Source organism: Pararobbsia alpina (assembly GCF_965118125.1).
GTDB classification, from domain to species: Bacteria; Pseudomonadota; Gammaproteobacteria; order Burkholderiales; family Burkholderiaceae; genus Pararobbsia; species Pararobbsia alpina_A.
This window is the reverse complement of sequence record NZ_OZ221288.1, coordinates 1,059,467-1,077,478: the sequence shown is the minus strand read 5'-3', so window position 1 is coordinate 1,077,478 and position 18,012 is coordinate 1,059,467. Positions and strand designations below refer to the sequence as shown.

General features: G+C 62.9%; 16 protein-coding genes. 4 read left to right on the top strand and 12 right to left on the bottom strand.

Annotation, left to right across the window (positions count from 1 at the left end; genetic code table 11):
• Positions 1-31: 31 nt before the first annotated feature.
• The 8 genes from ACMFWR_RS23025 to ACMFWR_RS22990 form a co-directional block, all read right to left on the bottom strand.
• Positions 32-1,264, bottom strand: coding sequence for an SfnB family sulfur acquisition oxidoreductase (locus tag ACMFWR_RS23025; RefSeq protein WP_413197003.1), 1,233 nt, complete (start codon positions 1,262-1,264; stop codon positions 32-34).
• A gap of 160 nt (positions 1,265-1,424) precedes the next feature.
• Positions 1,425-2,372, bottom strand: a complete 948-nt coding sequence (locus ACMFWR_RS23020; protein WP_413197326.1) for an ABC transporter permease — start codon at positions 2,370-2,372, stop codon at positions 1,425-1,427.
• A gap of 148 nt (positions 2,373-2,520) precedes the next feature.
• Positions 2,521-3,498, bottom strand: a complete 978-nt coding sequence (locus ACMFWR_RS23015; RefSeq protein ID WP_413197002.1) for an ABC transporter permease — start codon at positions 3,496-3,498, stop codon at positions 2,521-2,523.
• Complete coding sequence (locus ACMFWR_RS23010; protein ID WP_413197001.1) at positions 3,485-5,158, bottom strand: sugar ABC transporter ATP-binding protein; 1,674 nt, start codon at positions 5,156-5,158, stop codon at positions 3,485-3,487. The genes ACMFWR_RS23015 and ACMFWR_RS23010 overlap by 14 nt, the downstream gene beginning before the upstream one ends.
• Positions 5,159-5,270: 112 nt before the next feature.
• The gene (locus tag ACMFWR_RS23005) at positions 5,271-6,233 is read right to left on the bottom strand and encodes a sugar ABC transporter substrate-binding protein (RefSeq protein ID WP_413197000.1); all 963 of its coding nucleotides are present in this window, start codon (positions 6,231-6,233) and stop codon (positions 5,271-5,273) included.
• A 242-nt stretch (positions 6,234-6,475) separates the two neighbouring features.
• The gene (locus tag ACMFWR_RS23000; protein ID WP_413196999.1) at positions 6,476-7,687 is read right to left on the bottom strand and encodes an SfnB family sulfur acquisition oxidoreductase; all 1,212 of its coding nucleotides are present in this window, start codon (positions 7,685-7,687) and stop codon (positions 6,476-6,478) included.
• Positions 7,684-9,108: an LLM class flavin-dependent oxidoreductase gene (locus ACMFWR_RS22995; RefSeq protein WP_413196998.1), complete on the bottom strand. Its 1,425-nt coding sequence runs from the start codon at positions 9,106-9,108 to the stop codon at positions 7,684-7,686. The genes ACMFWR_RS23000 and ACMFWR_RS22995 overlap by 4 nt, the downstream gene beginning before the upstream one ends.
• Positions 9,109-9,306: 198 nt before the next feature.
• A complete protein-coding gene (locus ACMFWR_RS22990; protein WP_413196997.1) occupies positions 9,307-10,503 on the bottom strand; it encodes an acyl-CoA dehydrogenase family protein in 1,197 nt (398 codons plus the stop codon).
• A gap of 371 nt (positions 10,504-10,874) precedes the next feature.
• Between ACMFWR_RS22990 and ACMFWR_RS22985 the strand changes: the two genes are divergently transcribed.
• The gene (locus tag ACMFWR_RS22985; RefSeq protein ID WP_413196996.1) at positions 10,875-12,098 is read left to right on the top strand and encodes a sigma-54 interaction domain-containing protein; all 1,224 of its coding nucleotides are present in this window, start codon (positions 10,875-10,877) and stop codon (positions 12,096-12,098) included.
• Between the two features lie 2 nt (positions 12,099-12,100).
• Here the strand turns inward: ACMFWR_RS22985 and ACMFWR_RS22980 are convergent, their stop codons facing one another.
• Positions 12,101-12,973, bottom strand: coding sequence for a DMT family transporter (locus tag ACMFWR_RS22980; RefSeq protein WP_413196995.1), 873 nt, complete (start codon positions 12,971-12,973; stop codon positions 12,101-12,103).
• A 329-nt stretch (positions 12,974-13,302) separates the two neighbouring features.
• On the bottom strand, positions 13,303-13,479 hold the full coding sequence (locus ACMFWR_RS22975; RefSeq protein WP_413196994.1) for a hypothetical protein: 177 nt from the start codon (positions 13,477-13,479) through the stop codon (positions 13,303-13,305).
• Between the two features lie 244 nt (positions 13,480-13,723).
• Between ACMFWR_RS22975 and ACMFWR_RS22970 the strand changes: the two genes are divergently transcribed.
• Positions 13,724-14,152 (top strand): DOPA 4,5-dioxygenase family protein, encoded by a 429-nt coding sequence (locus ACMFWR_RS22970; protein WP_413196993.1) that lies wholly within the window; start codon positions 13,724-13,726, stop codon positions 14,150-14,152.
• Between the two features lie 140 nt (positions 14,153-14,292).
• A complete protein-coding gene (locus tag ACMFWR_RS22965; RefSeq protein ID WP_413196992.1) occupies positions 14,293-14,736 on the top strand; it encodes a hypothetical protein in 444 nt (147 codons plus the stop codon).
• 2 nt (positions 14,737-14,738) lie between these two features.
• Here the strand turns inward: ACMFWR_RS22965 and ACMFWR_RS22960 are convergent, their stop codons facing one another.
• On the bottom strand, positions 14,739-15,653 hold the full coding sequence (locus ACMFWR_RS22960; RefSeq protein ID WP_413196991.1) for a 2-hydroxyacid dehydrogenase: 915 nt from the start codon (positions 15,651-15,653) through the stop codon (positions 14,739-14,741).
• Positions 15,654-16,017: 364 nt separating this feature from the next.
• Here ACMFWR_RS22960 and ACMFWR_RS22955 point away from each other — a divergent pair, with 364 nt between their 5' ends.
• Positions 16,018-17,505, top strand: a complete 1,488-nt coding sequence (locus tag ACMFWR_RS22955; protein WP_413196990.1) for an MDR family MFS transporter — start codon at positions 16,018-16,020, stop codon at positions 17,503-17,505.
• A gap of 11 nt (positions 17,506-17,516) precedes the next feature.
• Here the strand turns inward: ACMFWR_RS22955 and ACMFWR_RS22950 are convergent, their stop codons facing one another.
• A complete protein-coding gene (locus tag ACMFWR_RS22950; RefSeq protein WP_413196989.1) occupies positions 17,517-17,954 on the bottom strand; it encodes a PRC-barrel domain-containing protein in 438 nt (145 codons plus the stop codon).
• Positions 17,955-18,012 lie beyond the last annotated feature (58 nt).

Below are 18,012 nucleotides of genomic sequence, written 5' to 3'. Positions count from 1 at the left end.
TCGGGGTTGCGCACGGACCACAGTATGACACTCAGATCGCGCCGTGCCTTGGCGGCAGGGTGCCGTTCAGATGGAAGTTGCCCACCGCGAAGTATTTCCAGCGGACCGGATCGTGCAGCGTGTGCGTGCGGGCATTACGCCAGTGCCGGTCGAGATTGAATTCCGCGAGCGTCGATTGCGTGCCGGCAAGCTCGAACAGTTTGTTGGTCGCGAGAATCGCGGCTTCGGTCGTCAGGGCCCGCGCTTCGGCCACGGCGACTGATGCCCGCCCGACCGAGTCGGCGTCGAGCGAGCGCCGCGCGGCATCGATCTGCCGGCCGGCGCGCTCGAGCAGGGCATCGGCGGCGTCGACGCGGATCTGGAGGTCGCCAAACTGAATCAGGCTCAGCGGATCGTCGACCGCGCGTTCCGCGGTGCTGTCGATCCAGGGGCGGGTTTGCCGGCGCGTGAACGCGATGGCGTCGCGCAAGGCGGCGTGAGCGATACCGGCGTCGACGGCCGCGTGAATCAGCTGGCCGACAGGCCCCGTCGCGCTGGGCGTCGTGAAGGCAGCCTTGTAGGGAATGATCTGCGAGGGCTCGACACGTACGTTGTCGAGCACCGTCGTGCCGCTACCGGTGCCGCGCTGGCCGAAGCTCGACCAGTCGTCGATGACGGTCACGCCCTCGGCGTCACGCGGTACGAAGACGAAGACCTGGTCGTCGTCACCGAGGTTTGCGCCCACGGGGATCCAGTCCGCGTAGAGCGCACCGGACGAATAGAACTTTTTGCCTTCGAGCAAAGCGCCGTCTGGCGCCGGATGCAGCCGCGTCTTGAACTCCGCCACGCTGCGCGTGCCGGTCTCCGAGAGTGCGTTGCCGAGGCGCTCGCCATGCAGTACGCGGTCGAAGAAAAATCGCTTTTGCGCTTCGGACCCCGTGGCCCGAAGCACTTCGAGTACATAGAAATGGTTTTGCGGCACCTGACCGATCGACGGATCGGCCTCGGATACGGTGCGAATCACCTGAGCGAGCGTGGTCGCGGAGACGTCGATGCCGCCATACGCACGCGGCACGGTGATGGCCCATAGACCCGTCAGCGAAAAGCGCTCGATTTCGGCGCGGGGCCGGACGTGTGCGCGATCGCGATCGGCCGCGCCTTGCGCGATGGAGTCCGCGAACGCCTGTGCGGCGTGCAGCGCCTGGGCATCGGTTTCGATGCGCACCGCGGCAGGCGCTGTCGTATGGGGCGGTGGGGCAAGCGTGGCCGCGCTGGAGTCGGTCATGATAAGTATCCGAGTTTGTGACGTTTAAAAGATGATCGAACGCGTCCCACTTCACAAGTGCTTCGTGCTCTGAATTCGCGCGGCACTCGACCGTTTCCCTGATCGACCGCGTGTTGAGCACGTGCGGAGTGGTGCGGTGCTACTGGGGCACCGCAGCGCACTACCGCGAGGTCGCGCGTCGGCTTGTAAAGCTGAACGCGAGAATCACGAGGATCAGAAGCCCGGTGGCGACCTGCTGCCAATAGAAATTCCAGCCGATCAGCAGCAAGCCATTCGCGACGATGTTGAGAAACAACACACCGACCAGCGTGCCGGCCACGTTAGGCCGTGCCGAGCGGCTCAGTGTCGTGCCGATAAAGGTGGCACCGATTGCGTTGAGCATGAAAGCGTTGCCCGATAGCGGGACATACGCGCTGACCGTCGACGACAACACAATGCCGGCGATCGCCGCGGCGAGTGCGCAGGCGAGATAAGTCAAACCGCTGATCCGCCGCGAGGACAAGCCCGAGTAGTCCGCCACATCGGCTTGTTCGCCGACCGCGATCAACGCGCGGCCAAAGCGTCCGCGCGCGAGCACGGCGCCGTAGACGATTGCGACGACGGCCACGATCACCAGCGGCAAGGCGATGCCTGCGATATGCGCCGTTGTGAGGCCGATATGAATGCCGGATGCAAGGTAGATCGGCAGGCCGCCACCTGACAGTAGCTGCTGAACGCTGGTGCCGACAAACAGCGTGCCGAGCGTGGCGAGGAAGGGTGTCAGGCGCAAGCCTCCGATCAGCACCGCGTTGAATCCGCCGGCAACAAGGCCGGCACCGATCGCGCCGAACGTAGCGACGACCACCCCGTGTCCTGCATTGAGCAGCGTGATAAACGCCAGGCTCGAAAAGTCGAGCGCGGTACCGACAGACAGATCAATGCCGCCTGCCGCTACGGCTACAGTCATGCCGGTTGCGACAATGGCGAGCAGCGCAAAGTTGTTGAGCAGCAGGCTCGAGAGATTGCCCGCGGTCAGAAAGGTCGGCGTGGTCGTCCCGAAGAATGCAACGACGCCCACAAAGATCAACGGTACGGCGAGCCGATGGAGCGAACCCGCCGCTCGGGGCAAGCGGGATAACCCCGTCCCGCTTCCGGACGATGAACGTCCGGAAGACGAAGCGTCCGCTTGCGTCGCATGGGTGTCTCGCACGGTGACAGCTGCCGCTGCGGGTGAAGAGGGCAACGATGACGTCACGGGGGAAGTCGCATCATGCATCTCAGATCTCCTTTCGACGCAATGCCGTCGATGCGGCGACGACGATGATGATCAGCACGCCTTGCACGCCATTGACCCAGAAGCTCGAGATATTGAGCAATTGAAAACCGTTGATCAGGCTGCCGACGAACAGCGCGGCGACCAGCGCACCCGAGATCGTCGGGACGATCCGGCGAGAAAACATGATGCCGAGATAAGCGATCGCGACGACCGAGAGCAGCATCTCGCCCGACCCGGTCGTGCTGCCGTTGAAAAACGCGGCGGAGCACAGGGCTGCGAGTGCGCCGCACAGGCCGCTGACCACGTACGTGGCACCGACATAAGGTTTCAGCGAGAGACCGCTGGCGCGTGCCGCTTCGGGGTATTCGCCAACGGCGTAGAGGCGCAGACCAAACGGGGTGTACTGGATCAGGGCGACCAGCAGGAGCGCGACGGCCAGCAATGTCCACGCGAGCATCGGCACGCCGAGCGGGCCTGCGCCCGCCAGCACCGCAAGCAACGGCGAATCGGCAGGCACGACGGTGTTCTGCGTCAGCACGAGCTCGAGGCCCGCCGCGAGGTTCATTGTGGCCAATGTCGCCAGCAGTGGTGGAATACGCAGCCGGACCACGGCGAATGCATTGAGCGCGCCGATCGCGATGCCGGTCGCCAGTGTTGCCGCCACGGCGTAGGCATCGCCGTGCGCACCGTGCACGAGCGTGGCATAGACCGCGGCGCTGAGTCCTAGATTGGCTGCAAGCGACAGATCGATGCCGCCTGTCACGACATTCTGGCCACCACCGATGATCACGATCGTGAGACCGAAGGCCAACAGGCCCGGCAGCGCAGACTGCGCGACGATGTTCTCAAGGTTGACGGGTGAAATGAAATTGGGCGCGGTCAACGCGAACACGATCAGGATCAGCGCGAACGCGGTAAACGACCCGCCGCGCGACAACGCAACGGCCACGCTCACGCGGCGCGTATTAGTGAGCGACATGAGCGGAGTCCTGTTGGGTCGACGGGTTCTGTGTGCGGGCCGAGTACGCACCGGCGTTGGCCTGGACGTCGGATCGAAGCGCGCCATCGAAGTCGGCGCCGACACTCGCATCGATTTCATTGTCGAACCTGACGTGGCTATCCGCACCCGTTGCACTCGCCAGCAGCGCATCCGTATCGGCTTCTCCCGCTGCGAACGTTTTGACAATGCGGCCGCGATACATCACCGCGATCCGGTCGGATAGTCCGACAAGCTCTTGCAGATCGGATGACAACAGCAGCACGCCCGCGCCCTGCGCGACGAGTGTGCCGATCAAGCGGTAGATCTCGACCTTGGCGCCGATGTCGACGCCGACGGTCGGCTCGTCGAGGATATAGACACGGGAATGCCGGCTCAGCCACTTGGCGAGTGCCACCTTTTGCTGATTGCCACCGCTCAGCTCGCGCACCGGTGCATGCGGACCTGGCGTTTTGATGGCCAGTTCGCGTATGCGTGCGCTGACTGCGTCGCGCTCGCGTCGACGCGACAGGAAGCCCAGCGAAGAGAACGCTTCGAGGCTCGCGAGCGTGATGTTTTCCGTGACGGACAACGATGGCGCGATGCCCTGTGCCCGGCGATCTTCGGGCACAAGCGCAATACCCTGCGCAACCGCGTCGCGCGGCGAGCGAAGGCGCAAGACTTCCGTGCCGGCCACGATCTCACCCGCATCGGCGCGCGTCAGTCCGAACAGTGTGCGCACGAGTTCCTTGGCGCCGGAGCCGACCAGCCCGGTCAGGCCCAATACTTCGCCTGCATGAATCTTGAGCGAGACCGCATCGTAGCTTCGGGCTTGCGTCAGTGCGCGGGTCTCGAGCACCGTGTCGCCGATCGGAACGACCTGTTTCGGATACATCTCGGTGACGTCGCGATTGACCATCGTGCGCGCGATCTCGCTGAGTGAGGTCGTGCGCGGCGAGACGGTGCCGACATCGCGTCCGTTACGCAGAATCGTGACCGCGTCGCACAGCGCTTCAATTTCCTGCAGGTAGTGCGAGATATAGATGATCGATATGCCCTGTGCGCGAAGGCGGCGAATGATGTCGAGGAGCTGATCGACCTCGCGCCGCACGAGTGCTGCGGTCGGCTCGTCGAAGACGAGAACGGAGGGTTTGGCCAGCAACGCGCGCGAGATCTGAACAACTTGCTGTTGCGCTGTGCTCAATTCGCCGATCAAAGCATGCGGTGGCAGCGTCAGGCCGAAGAAGCCGTCGATGACTTCGGCCGCGCGTCGCCGCATGGCGGCCCGATCCAGCAAGGGACCCTTGCGCAATTCACGACCGAGAAACAGCGCCTCGCCGACCGTGAAGCTCGGCGAGAGCAGTCTGTCCTGATGAATGAAGTGCACACCGAGGGACTCGACGGTGGCCGGCGTCAGGTCGCGACGGACCTGGCCACCGATGCGGACCTCGCCCGCATCGGGCCGGTGCATGCCGGCGAGGACCTTGATCAGCGTCGATTTGCCCGCACCGTTCTCGCCGACCAGCCCATGAATCGTGCCGCGTGCGACATGAAGCGATGCCCCGTCGAGTGCGCGATTGGCGCCGAACTGTTTGACGATACCGTCGAGCGCGATCGCGAGATCCGGTGAGGCGTCCTGTGGCAAGACGGGTGTCGATGTCATGGCGAGTCTTTCAAAGGTGTGAGTCGCGTATCGGGCGTGTGTCGGTCGCGTTGCGTGTGAGTCGCGTATTTGCGGCGTGTTGGTGGCGTGTCCGTGGCGTACTAGTGGCGTGTTAATCGCCGCGAAGCTTCTTGACTTCCGAGAGGTTGGCCGAGGTCGTCAGCAGCGCGGGCACATACGTATCGCTCGGCAGCGCCTTGTCGCCCGACAGATAGCGCGCGACATTGTCGACCGCTGTCTTGCCGATCAACGCGGGCTGTTGCGCGGAGACCGCGCCGACCGGCGAGTTGTCGGCCTTCAGCAAGTCGAGCACTTCAGGCGTGCCGTCGACGCCAAACGTCTTGATCTCGGTGCGGCCCGCAGCGACCAGTGCCTTGCTCGCGCCAAGCTGCGGAATATCCCAGGCCGACCAGATTGCGGCGATCTGTCCCTTCGGGTATTTGTTGAGCAGGGCAGTCGTCTGCGCATAGGCGTCCTGGACCGTATTCGGAATCACGTCACGCAATTCCGGTTCGATGATCTTGACGTTCGGGTAGTACTTGAGCACCTGCTTGAGTTCGTCGTAACGGATCGCGCAGACGGGCACGCCGTAGAAACCATTGAAGACGAGCACATTCCCCTTGCCGTTAATCGACTGGACCAGTTTCAGGGCGAGCGACGATCCGATTGACCAGTTATCCGATGTCGTGTTGTTGATGCTGTTCTGCGACGGCACATCGACCGTAAACACGGGAATGCCTGCGTCGCGAATTCGCTTGAGCGACGGATCGATGACCGACAGCGTGCCGAGCGTCTGGATCACGGCATCGGGCTTTTGCGTGATCACCGTCTGCAGCTGAGAGACGAGATTCTTGTCGATGCGGCCTGCATCGAGTGTGATCGGCGTGCCGCCAAGACGCTTGACCTCGGCGACCTGCGCTTCATAAGCCTTGAGATCGAAGTAGTGATCGGTGCCCGTGACGCTGATCGCGATGCGCTTACCCTTGAGCGACGGGACGTCCTCATCGGCGGCATGCGCGAGCGATGCCGCACCAAGGGTGAGGGCAGCGACGGCGACGAGAGATAGCGCGCTCAAACGTGCGCTCAGGGCCGTGCGCAGACGTGATGCGCGTGACGCGCGTGAGGTGTGCGACGAACGTGTCGTGGCCGATTTGAGCGACACCTCAAAAGGAGTAGAGGCGCTGACATCGGTCGAACGATCCGACGACGTCAGCGCGCCTGGTACGCGGGCAATAGCAGATTGAGCAGTGTGCATGGCGGTGAGAGAGTGTGATGTTATTGAAATGAATTCAGAATCGAACCGTACCCGGACGGGTTTCAGTTCCATGCGTGGCGTGCGGGCTCAACGCCGTTGAGCACATAGTTGCCGATCAGGTGGTATTTCCAGCGAACCGGGTCGTGCAGCGTATGGGTGCGCGCGTTGCGCCAATGGCGGTCGTAGTTGTGTTCGGCCAGCACGGATTGCGTGCCCGCGAGTTCGAACAGCTTTTCGCCGGCCCGCAGCGCCGCTTCGGTCGTCAGCACCTTCGCTTTCGCCACGGCGACCGAGGCACGCGCGATATCGGCGGCGGACGGTGTGGCGGGCAAGGTATCGATGGCCTGCGCGGCTTTTTCAAGCAGCGCATCGGCCGCATGCAGACGGATCGCGAGGTCGCCGACCTCGCGGATAGTCAGCGGATCGTCGGCGGCGCGCTCGACGCCACTGTCGACCCAGGCTCGTGAGCGCTCGCGAACAAAGCGAATCGCGTCGTCGAGTGCCGCGTGTGCGATCCCGGCGTCGACGGCGGCCTGGATGATCTGGGAGAGCGGGCCGTTGCGAGTGGGTCTGTCATACGCTTCGTACGATGCGACCACCGCGTCGGGCGCAATCGCGATGTTGTCGGCAATCACGGTGCCGCTCGCCGTGGTGCGTTGCCCGAAGCCCGACCAGTCGTCGACGACTGTGAGCCCTGGTGTCCCTCGTTCGACGAAAGCCAGTACGCCGCGTTGTTCGTCGTCGAGTGCGAGCACCGGAATCCAGTGTGCGAACAGGGCGCCCGTCGAATAGTATTTCGTGCCGTTGAGGCGAAAGCCATCGCCGTCCGCAGTGAGGCGCGTCTTGAGGTCGAGCACATTGCGTGTGCCCCGCTCGGAAAAGCCATTCCCGAAGCGCTTGCCCGCCAGGACCTCGGCGAAGAAACGTTGTTTTTGCTCCGGCGTGCCGGTCGAGCCGATGACGTCGACGATGCCCAGATGGTTTTGCGGCAGTTGGCCGAGCGACGGATCGGCGGCCGATACGATCTTGATGACCTCGGTCAAGGTCACGAATGAGACGTCGGCGCCGCCGTATTCGGCCGGCACCGTCATGGCCCACAAGCCGCTTTGCGAAAACAGATCGAGCTCGTCGTGCGGCAAGCGTCGTTGCTGGTCGCGCAGGGAAGCATCCTTGCGGAAGAGTTCAGCGACATGGTGTGCGGTCGCGATGGCATCCGCGTCGTCGCGGATGATGCGTGCCGGCGAGCCGGCCGGCGGTAAGGTGATCGTCGTCATTCGAGGGCGTCCGTAAAGTTGTGAAAAGCCACTGTCTCGCGGGGCACTGAGGGTTGTGGCGACCGGCGGTACTGCGCCGCCGGATGCGTCGAGGGGAGCCGCGGTCCGTCGCCGAACAGTTTTTCGCGCAGGGTGCCTTCGCGATAGGCCTTCGGATAGGCATCGCGACGTTGCAGCTCGGGCACCAGCAGGTCGACTACATCGGTGAAGGTCTCGTGCGCCACGGCGTAGGCAAGGTTGAAGCCGTCGACGTCCGTGTCTTCGACCCATTCCTGAAGCGTGTCGGCTACCGTTTGCGGCGAGCCGACGAGCACCGGACCCAGGCCGCCGATGCCCGCCCAGCGGGCGATTTCGTTGACCGTCCAGACCTTGTCGGGATCCGCCGTCGAGAAGGCCTCGAGCATCGAACGCACGGCATCGGTCTGGATGTACTGGACGTGCTGCTCCGGCTTGAATTCTCCAAAATTGACGCCGCTCCATCCGGAGATAAACGTCAGCGCGCCGTCGTAGCTCGCGTAGCGGTTGTATTCGTCGACCTTGCGCTGAGCATCGGCATCCGTCTCGCCAACCACCACGGTCAGCAAGGTGTAGATATAAACCTTGCGCGGGTCGCGTCCCGCTTCGGCAACCTGGCGACGGATATCCGCAACAAACTTCTTGAGTACGACCTTCGACGGCGCCGCGACGAAAATGCATTCCGCGTTCGAGGCCGCGAACTGCTTGCCGCGGCTCGATGCGCCGGCTTGATACAGCACGGGCACGCGTTGCGGCGATGGCTCGCTGAGATGGATGCCCGGCACCTGGAAGTGCTTGCCCTGATGATCGATCGGATGCACCTTGCCGGGCTCGGTGAAGACACGCCGCGCGCGATCTCGAACGACGGCATCGTCTTCCCAACTGCCTTCCCAGAGCTTGTAAAGCACCTCGAGATATTCGTCGGCGATTTCGTAGCGGTCGTCGTGTTGCACTTGCGACGCCTGGCCCAAATTGCGGGCGCCGCTGTTGAGGTAGGACGTCACGATATTCCAGCCGGCGCGACCGCGCGTCAGGTGGTCCAGCGTCGACATGCGGCGCGCAAACGGATACGGGTGCTCGAACGAGATCGATGTCGTGAGACCAAAGCCCAGGTGCTGCGTGACGAGCGCCATCGGCGGAATGACCTGAAGCGGATCGTTGACAGGCACCTGTGCGGCCTCGCGCAAGGCGTGCTCGTTCGAGCCGTTGTAGACGTCATACACGCCGAGCACGTCTGCGATAAAGATGCCGTCGAAGATGCCGCGCTCGAGAATTCGCGCGAGATCGGTCCAGTACTCGAGATCCTTGTATTGCGCGGAGCGGTCGCGCGGATGCGTCCACAGGCCGGGCGACTGATGGGCCACGCAGTTCATCTCGAACGCATTGAAGCGAATGTGTCGGGTCATCGTGATAAGCAGAGGGACCAGTGGAGAAGCAGGTCCCTGTGCTATGCAGCAAGCGTGCCATCAGCGACACGTCCGCCGGGAGGGGCTTTGAGGGTGATACGAAGGGCTTTGCGCAGGCGCGATGTGTGACTTGTGCGTGATGGGGAGCAGGCGTGTTGATCGGGTGTTGCGTGAGCAACACCCGTAGCTACAGTTCAGCTAGGCGTAAAAGCTCGGGCGAGGCAACTGGCCGTTAAGCGCCCAATCGCCGAGCTCGCGAGTCTTGTAGTCAAGCGGATCGTGAAGCGTATGCGTGCGCAGATTGCGCCAGAACCGGTCGAAGCCGAGGTCGGCCCGTGTCGAGCGTGCGCCGAGCACATCGAACATGCGTGTCGTGATGTCGAGACCGGCGCGTGCTGAAGCGACTTTGGCGGTCGCAATCGCAATGGCGGTTTCGCCTCGCTCCGTGTCGGTCAGTCGATCTTCCGATGACCATGCGCGATCGAATGCGGCGCCGGCCTGTTCGGTCAATGCACGTGCGCCCGAGAGCGCGAGAAAGAACTCGCCGCCGCGTTCGAGCGCGTACGGGTCGTTCGATTGCCGGTCCGCGCTTGAGAGCGACCAACGATGCGATTCGGTATGGACGTAGTTTCGCAGCGTTTCGAAGGCACCTTCCGCGATGCCCAGATAGATCTGCGTGAGGATCGCTTGCGCGAGCAGCGGCCGTAGCGTCGCGCGCGTGGAGCCGAGCGGCCCGGGGTTGACGAGGATTTCGCGTTCGTCGACGCGAACCCGCTCGAAGGTGGCGCTGCCGCTATCGGTCTGCCGCTGACCCATATTGTTCCAGTCGTCGTGCAGCGTGATGCCGCTACGCGACGTCGGAATCGCGGCGATGACGAGCCGGTCGAGATTCTCCTGGCGCGCCGATGCGATCAGCATGTCCGAGTCGAGTGCGCCCGAACAGAAGCTTTTGTGCCCGCTGAACTCGCGCCAGCCTTCGTGCGGCGTGCTGAGAGTGCGCGTGTCGAGGGGGTTCAGGGCATTCCCCCAGAACCATTTCTCGCGCACGGTGGCTTCGAACAGCGGTGCCCATTGCTCGCGCTCGCCGAACAGGCGCAGCGTCGCAAGCATCAAGTGATGGAAGCCGAACACGTGGGCCACCGAGCTGTCGGCGCGCGCCAGAATACGCACGGCTTCGAGCGTGACGGCCCAGCTCTGGCCCAGGCCGCCAAACTCGGTATCGACGCTCAGCGCGAGGAGCTCGCTTTCGCGCAGCACGTCACGTTGGGCTTTCGGTGTTTTACCGGCCTTGTCGCGTTCAACGGCGGTTTCGGCCATCCAGTCGGCGATGGATTGCGCGATCCGCAGCGGGCTCGACGGCAACACCGCGAGAGCGGGGGGAAGATTCGGTGACATGTGCGGACTCCAATGACCAAGGGCGATATGACAAGAGACAAGGCGCCGGACTGATGCATCGATTGTGCCAAGTCGTGAAGCGCACGGAATGCAATGACATGCACGCGAAATCCGCGGGGAATCCACATGAACGGACTGTCGAAGGCGGGCGCTGGCCCAAAAAACGTCGTCATGTGCTTCATGTGTTGCGTGCGAAGCAACACAAGTACCCACACAAAGCCCGTCCGGTGTTGCCTGAGCAACACCGGATGCGCATCGCTACGCGTGCATGTTCATAAACTTAGCAATCTTCGTTGTTTCCCGCCGTGCGGCGATCAAGGTAGCCTGTTGAATCCAGGCCACGGTCGGCCCGGCGACTCACGGAGCGACGGATGACGCAGCGCGCAGAACCCACGGCTTTTTCTGTTCCGATCTCACTCGCGCCGCATAAGGCGAGTGCGTTTGTCTTTGAGGACCCCGCGTCCCATGCGCTGCTTGCGCGCATCGAGCGAATCGGGCCGAGCGATGCCAACGTGCTCGTCGTCGGCGAAACGGGTTCAGGCAAGGAATTGATCGCACGCATGCTTCATGCACGCAGTGCGCGCGCGGAGCGTCGATTCGTGGCGGTCAATTGCGGTGCGCTATCCGAGTCGCTGGCCGACAGCGAATTGTTCGGCCATGAGCGCGGTGCGTTTACCGGCGCTGCGATGGCCAAGCCCGGATGGTTCGAGGCGGCCAATGGCGGCACCTTGTTTCTCGATGAAATCGGGGATCTGCCGTTGTCGATTCAGGTCAAGTTGCTACGGGTGCTTCAGGAGCGTGAGGTGGTCCGACTCGGCTCGCGTACCCCGGTGCCGATCGACGTACGCGTCATCGTGGCGACGCATGTCAATCTCGCCCATGCCGTGGCTCAGGGCCGCTTTCGCGAGGACCTCTACTACCGGCTGCGAGTCGGTGCAATCGAAGCCTATCCGCTCAGGGCACGACGCGGCGACATCGTGCCGCTCGCGCGCTATTTTGTCGCGAAGCACAACACGCGCGAAGGCGCGGCTGCGATCGAGATCGCCGAAGAAGCAGCACAGCTGCTGGTCGAACACGCGTGGCCCGGCAATATCCGGGAGCTTGAGAACGTGATTCACGGCGCACTCGTCGATGCGCACGACGGGGTGCTCGGCGCCGACGCGATCCGCCATGCGATGGCGCCGGAGTTTGGCCATCCGCCGATACTCGGCGCGCTACGACATGTGCTGACCGATGACGCTTTGCGAGCATCCTTGGCGCTCCCTGCGGACACGTCGCAGTCGGCGCATCCGTCGAATGGCGCACAACCGTCGAACGCGCATTCGCATGCCTCGCGCCCGGTCCCTTCCGCGCTCGAGCATGCGTTGCTCGAGCTTTTCGAGGCCGGCACGAGCGACTTGTTCGATCGCATCGAGGGGGAGATCGTGTCGGCCGCATACCGCTTTTGCCATCGCAACCAGGTGCAGACCGCGCGATTGCTCGGCCTGAGCCGGAATATCGTGCGCGCGAGGCTGATCAAGATTGGCGAACTCGACGGCGGCCGACGTGCCGCGCTCCGCTCCGGTGTGTCGCCGGAGCAGCGCGCGGGCGCCTGACGCTACGCCGTGCGAGGCGTGGACACTTTCGCGAACACGAGCGCCAGCCCCGCAAGGATGGCCCCCATGCCTGCGAGGCTCAGGACCGGCAGCGTGTTGCCCAGCACGAGGTAGTCGAGCACGGCTGTCACGATCGGCACGAGATAGAAGAGGCTCGTGACGTTGACGAGGTTGCCTCCGCGAATCAGGCGATAGAGCAGCAGCTGCGCGACGACGGAGATCACGAGGCCCATATAGATCAGCGGGATCGCAAAGCCGATCGACCACTCGAAGTGGAACGGCCGGAACGGCACACAGATCAGACACATGACGAGGCTGATCGTGTACTGCATCGGAAGCACCTGCTCGGGCCGCTGATGAATCCGTTTCTGCAGGATCGATCCCATCGTAATGCTCACGAGCGCGCCGAGGGCATAGAGCGTTCCGCTTTGCCGGACGTCGGCATGCGCGAGGCTTTGATAGACCACGAGCGCGAGCCCGCCGAGGGCAAGGACCAGGCCTGCCATGCGCGACAGCGGAAAACGGCGTTCCAGCAGCACGAGCGTCAGGATCGGCTGGATGCCGAGCACGGTCGCGAGGATGCCGGGATTGACGCCGTGTTCAAGCGCGAGAAAGAAGTTGATCGTATAGCAGCCGACCATCAGGCAGCCCGCCGATGCGACTTGCCAGCGAGTGCCTTTCTCCGGCAACCATTGCCGTCGCGCAATGCCGACAACAAGCAGCACGGCCAATGCGAGTGCGAAGCGCATCACTAGGAACGCAAACGCAGACGCGTGTTCAAGGCCCCACTTCGTGAAGATGGCGCCCGCGCTCCAAAGCAGGACAAACAAAGCCGTGGAGCCCAATGTGGCCCACGCGTTCTTAAAAGCATTCATGACTCGATATCACCTGTCGAATATTCCGTACAGGCTCCAGCCTTGCGATGACCGATTCGATGCCGAAGCATGTGTCGTACGGCGACGTGCGCGTCTGACACATGTGTTGCCGTGCGTCTTGCCTGCGCTGCATGCGCCGGCACGTGGATGAACGTGTTCTCTGCAACCTGTTGAAGGTTGACGGTCCGGACGTATTGGCATTCAAGCCCGGCACGCAAACTCGGCACGCAAAAACACAAGGCATCACGATGCAACGGCCATGACATGCCAACGCACGTCATGCGAACAATCGAAACCGGAAAGGGGCTGGAGCCGCTAAAAGCGAAACGTCAGTCCCGCGGAGGGGACTGCGGCGGCGGGTAGGCGCCTGCGACGCCTGCCACTGCGACCACCGGGGCAACTGCCACTGCGACGTTCGTCGGCGGTGCGACAGCGAGTCGAAGCAACGCAACACGAACGCGCGCACCGGCCGGCGGGGCCACTGCGGTATCGATCATCGTGTGCATTGCCTGATTCATTGAGCGATGAAGAAGGGTGTGTATTAAACGCAATCGAAGTTAATCGGGGTGGACGAAACGCACAAGCGATTCGATTCGTTCACGATGACTTCGTCTGCAGCGATCGCAAACAAGGCCATAATGGCAAGCCCGCGATCAAGCTGCTGGCCACTATATTCGATGGCCGCACGGTTCGTCAATTCGGTCGTGCCGACTCGCGGACGGGATCACTCTGCCTTACAACGAAGACGCCATGCCGCACATTGACGACCACGACGACCCCCAAAGTCACACTCAAAGCCACTCTCAAAGCCACTCCCAAAGCGACACCCAGGCCGCCGCCGTCACACCGCGTATCCAGGACTGGCACGCGCACGTGTATTTCGACGCATCGAGTCGCGACGCTGCGTGGGATTTGCGCCAGGTGATCGAGGCCCGGCTGGGTGACGTCGTCGCGCTCGGCCGGTTTCACGAGAAGCCGGTCGGACCGCACCCGCAGTGGTCGTATCAGATCGCATTCGACGATGGGCAGTTCCGACGCGTGTTTGAGTGGCTTGTGATGCACCACGGTGCGCTCGATATCTTTGTGCATCCAAATACGGGGCACGCGTTGAGCGATCATCGCGATCGCGCCGTGTGGATCGGCCGCTCCTATCCGCTGAATCTCGGCATCTTCGGTTAGAAACGCAGGTTCGGGGAGAACCTGGCAGGGCCGGGATTCCGGGCAGGTTGACCTGCATTCGTTTTTTTTGCCCGTCCCGAGCGAAGGCAGCCAAGCGCGAGTATCGTGTCACAGACGATCGACGTGCAGGAGGAGCGCGCATGACGACAGCGCTGGACGTACTCGCAGACGAATTGCGGCTGACGCCGCTCGAACATCATATGGCCAAGGCCATCCTCGGCGGCTCGCCGGTTTCGCGCGCAGGCGCGCCCGCGCTGATTCCGATGGACGATCTATGTGCGATTGTCGAATCCGAATCCGGGGCGGAATCCGGCGCTGAATCGGATGCCGACACTGATGCGCGGGGATGGCATGGCGACGATTCGGAGACGTATCTGCGCGATCGCGTCGCCGACTGCCTTGCGAACCTGCTGCGTTCGCCGCGCTCGCTGGTTCCTGCGAACGGGCGCTCGAATCTGACCCTCTTCGTCCTTGCGCGCGTCGAACTCGGGAGCACGACGTTCTTCGCGCAATGCCAGTTCGATTCGCGCTTTCTGGCGCTGCTGCGCAGCGTCGCCGCCGAGCAGCATCTCGATCCGTATTGAGTTCAAACAGGCGTCACGGCCCCTTTGCCCTGTAAAAACGCATCGACGTTGCGCACGACGAGCTCGCCCATCAGCGCCCGTGTGCGATGCGTGGCGCTGCCCATATGTGCCTGGAGCACGACATTGGGTAAATGCGCAAAAGCCGGATCGATAGCGGGCTCGTTGTGGAAAACATCGAGCCCGGCGCCGGCGATACGCCCCGAGCGGAGTGCGTCGATCAAGGCGGCCTCGTCGACGACAGAACCGCGCGAGATATTGATGAAGATGCCGCGCGTGCCCAGCGCGTCAAGTACCTCACGGCTGACGATGCCCTGCGTGGCCGGGCCGCCCGGGCATGCGGCAATCAGTACATCGACGTCTCGCGCGAGCTCGACGATGTCGGCGACGTACGGGTAAGGCGCGTCGGGTTTCGCTCTCGGCCCGGTCCACGAAATCGCGGCATTGAATGCTTCGCAACGGCGCGCGATGGCGTGACCGATACGGCCGAGGCCGACGATACCCACGCGACGCCCCTGAAAGCTCGCAGTCAGACCGTAAGGTTTGTCGGTCCAGCGTCCTTCACGTACGTAAGCGTCGTTGACACACATCTCGCGCACGGTGGCGAGCGTCAATCCCAACGCAAGATCGGCAACATCGTCGACGAGCACGTCAGGCGTGTTCGTCACGACAATGCCGCGCGATTTCGCGTACCCGACATCGATGGCATCCACGCCCACGCCAAAACATGCGATCAGCTTGAGATGCGGCAAGCGATCAATGACGTCGCGGGTGATACCCCGGGAGCCTGACGTCACGACGACGGTGACCTCGTCAGCGATCCGGCCGATCAGCGCATCGGGGTCGTCTGCCTTCCATAAAGCGTGGCACGTGTATTGACTCGACAGCGTCTCGAGCGTGGCGGCGTGAAATGAACTCATCAAAAGCAGTGTCGCGGGCATGGGTATCAAACGGGCTCGAAGGGGAAGGGGAGAATGCGTCATTAAATCGGAGGTTGCCCCTGCGATGCAAATAGAGACCGGTGTACGCGTGTCGAACACGAACGTCGTGCACGATCAACGTGTCCCAGTATTCGTGGACGAATAGGCAACAATCCTGCAAGAGCAAGCAACAGCATTTCCAGCGCTTCAAGGTACATTGCCACAATCGCGGCCCGTGTTTGTTTCGGATTCTGCCGCCACGCGTCATGCGGTGCACTTTGACGCGTTGCGCAAGGATTCGGCAAGACACGTGGCCCGCCGGGTCGGACTTCGCCGGGCCGGATCGCTTTGGAAACTCGAATTCATGTCGTCCTCGCTCCCCACCAATCGTCCCCTCGTGATCGGATCGATCATGGCCTCGATGGCCATGGTCGCGATCGAAGCCACCATCGTCGCGACCGCGATGCCGCAGATCGTCACCGAACTCGGAGGCCTGCGCCTGTATAGCTGGGTGTTCTCTTCGTTCCTGCTTGCGCAGACGGCCATGACGGTGGTGTTCGGCAAGCTCGCCGATGTCTATGGACGCAAGCCCGTGATGTTGTTCGGCATTGCCGTTTTCCTGATCGGCTCGGTATTGGCGGGTTTTGCATGGTCGATGCCGATCATGATCCTGTTCCGGCTCATCCAGGGCGTCGGTGCCGGGGCGATACAGCCGGTGTCGATGACGATCGTCGCGGATCTTTATCCGGCGCGTGAACGCGGCAAGATCCAGGGCTATCTGGCGAGCGTATGGGCCATCTCGGCCGTGCTCGGACCGATGGCCGGCGGCCTGATCATCCGGGACCTCTCGTGGTCGTGGATTTTCTGGCTCAATGTGCCGATTGGCTTTATTGCAGCGGCAGGCTTTATCGCGTTTCTGCGTGAAGCGCCGCGTCACGAGCGACCGCGGCTCGACGTGCCGGGCGCCGTCCTGTTCACCGCATCGATCGCTGCGCTGATGATGGCGTTGACGGATGCGGGCACGTCGAACAAGGAACGCGCATGGATCGAATGTGCGGTGTTTGTGGTCTGCGCGGTGCTGTTTGCATGGCAGGAACGGCGTGCGCATGACCCGATGGTGTCGTTTTCCGTCTGGGGCCTGCGACCGGTCGCGGTCGCGAATGCGGCAACGGTGTTGTCGGGCATGGCGATGATGGGCTTGACGACGTTTCTGCCGGTCTATGTGCAGGGCGTGCTGCATCGCACGCCGGTCGTCGCGGGTCTTGCACTGACGATGATGATGGTCGGCTGGCCGACGGGCGCGACGCTGACGGCGAAGTCGTTCCATCGCTTTGCCTTGCGCCAGCTCTTTGTGTTCGGCGGTGCGGTGATTCCGCTCGGCGCGCTTGCGTTCACGCTGCTCACGCCCGATAGCTCGCCGGTCGTGGCGGGTATCGGCTCGCTGATCATGGGCCTCGGCATGGGTATTTCGAGCGTCAGCGCGCTCGTGATCATCCAGGAGATCGCGGCCCCGACGCAGCGCGGCAGCGCGACCGCGTCGAACCTGTTCTCACGCAATCTGGGCAACACGCTCGGTGCAACGCTGTTTGGCGCGGTGCTCAACTACGGCCTCGCGCACTCGTCGGCGGGCGTGGTCATCACGGCAGATCAGATCAAGCAGTTGCTCGACGCGCAGGCATCGAGCGGGCTCGGCGCCGCGACGGTCAGGTTCGCGCTGCACGACTCATTGCATATGACGTTTCTCGCGATGTTCGCGATCTCGGTCGCGGTGTTCCTGACGGCCTGGCTCGTGCCTTCTGTCCGAATCGCAGGTCGTCAGCCGCCGACGATCTCGGCGGGCGAAGCGCTGTAACCGACCCAACGCTATTTGACCGACACCTTTTGCGGCTTGGTTGCCTTCTCGAGCTTGTTGTACTCGAATTCCGGCGCGGCCTTGAGCGCGTCCTTCGATGCCCCTGCCAGGAACAGGTTGCCATCCTTGATCGCGAACTTGTTGATGTCGACCGCGACATAGTGCTTGCCCATGCCGAGGAAGCCGCCGACGGACAGGACCGCGTAGGTTGCGGTGCGGTCAGGCGCGATGATGATGTCGTAGATGCTGCCGATCTGGTCGTTCATATCGTTGTAGACCGGCTCGTCGACGAGCGCTTTGCGTACGCTCCAGCCTTTCAACAACCCTGTAGACGTTTCGGCGGTCACACCGATCGGCTGCAGGCCGGCGACCTGGGCTTCGGCAATACCGGCCGTCGTGACGCAGGCCATCGCGAGGACAGCGCTCGTGATCAAAGTCTTCGTTTTCATAGGCGGCTCCTTGAATTCTTGAAATCCGGTGCGTGCCTCCCGCATCGGCGAGGTATAT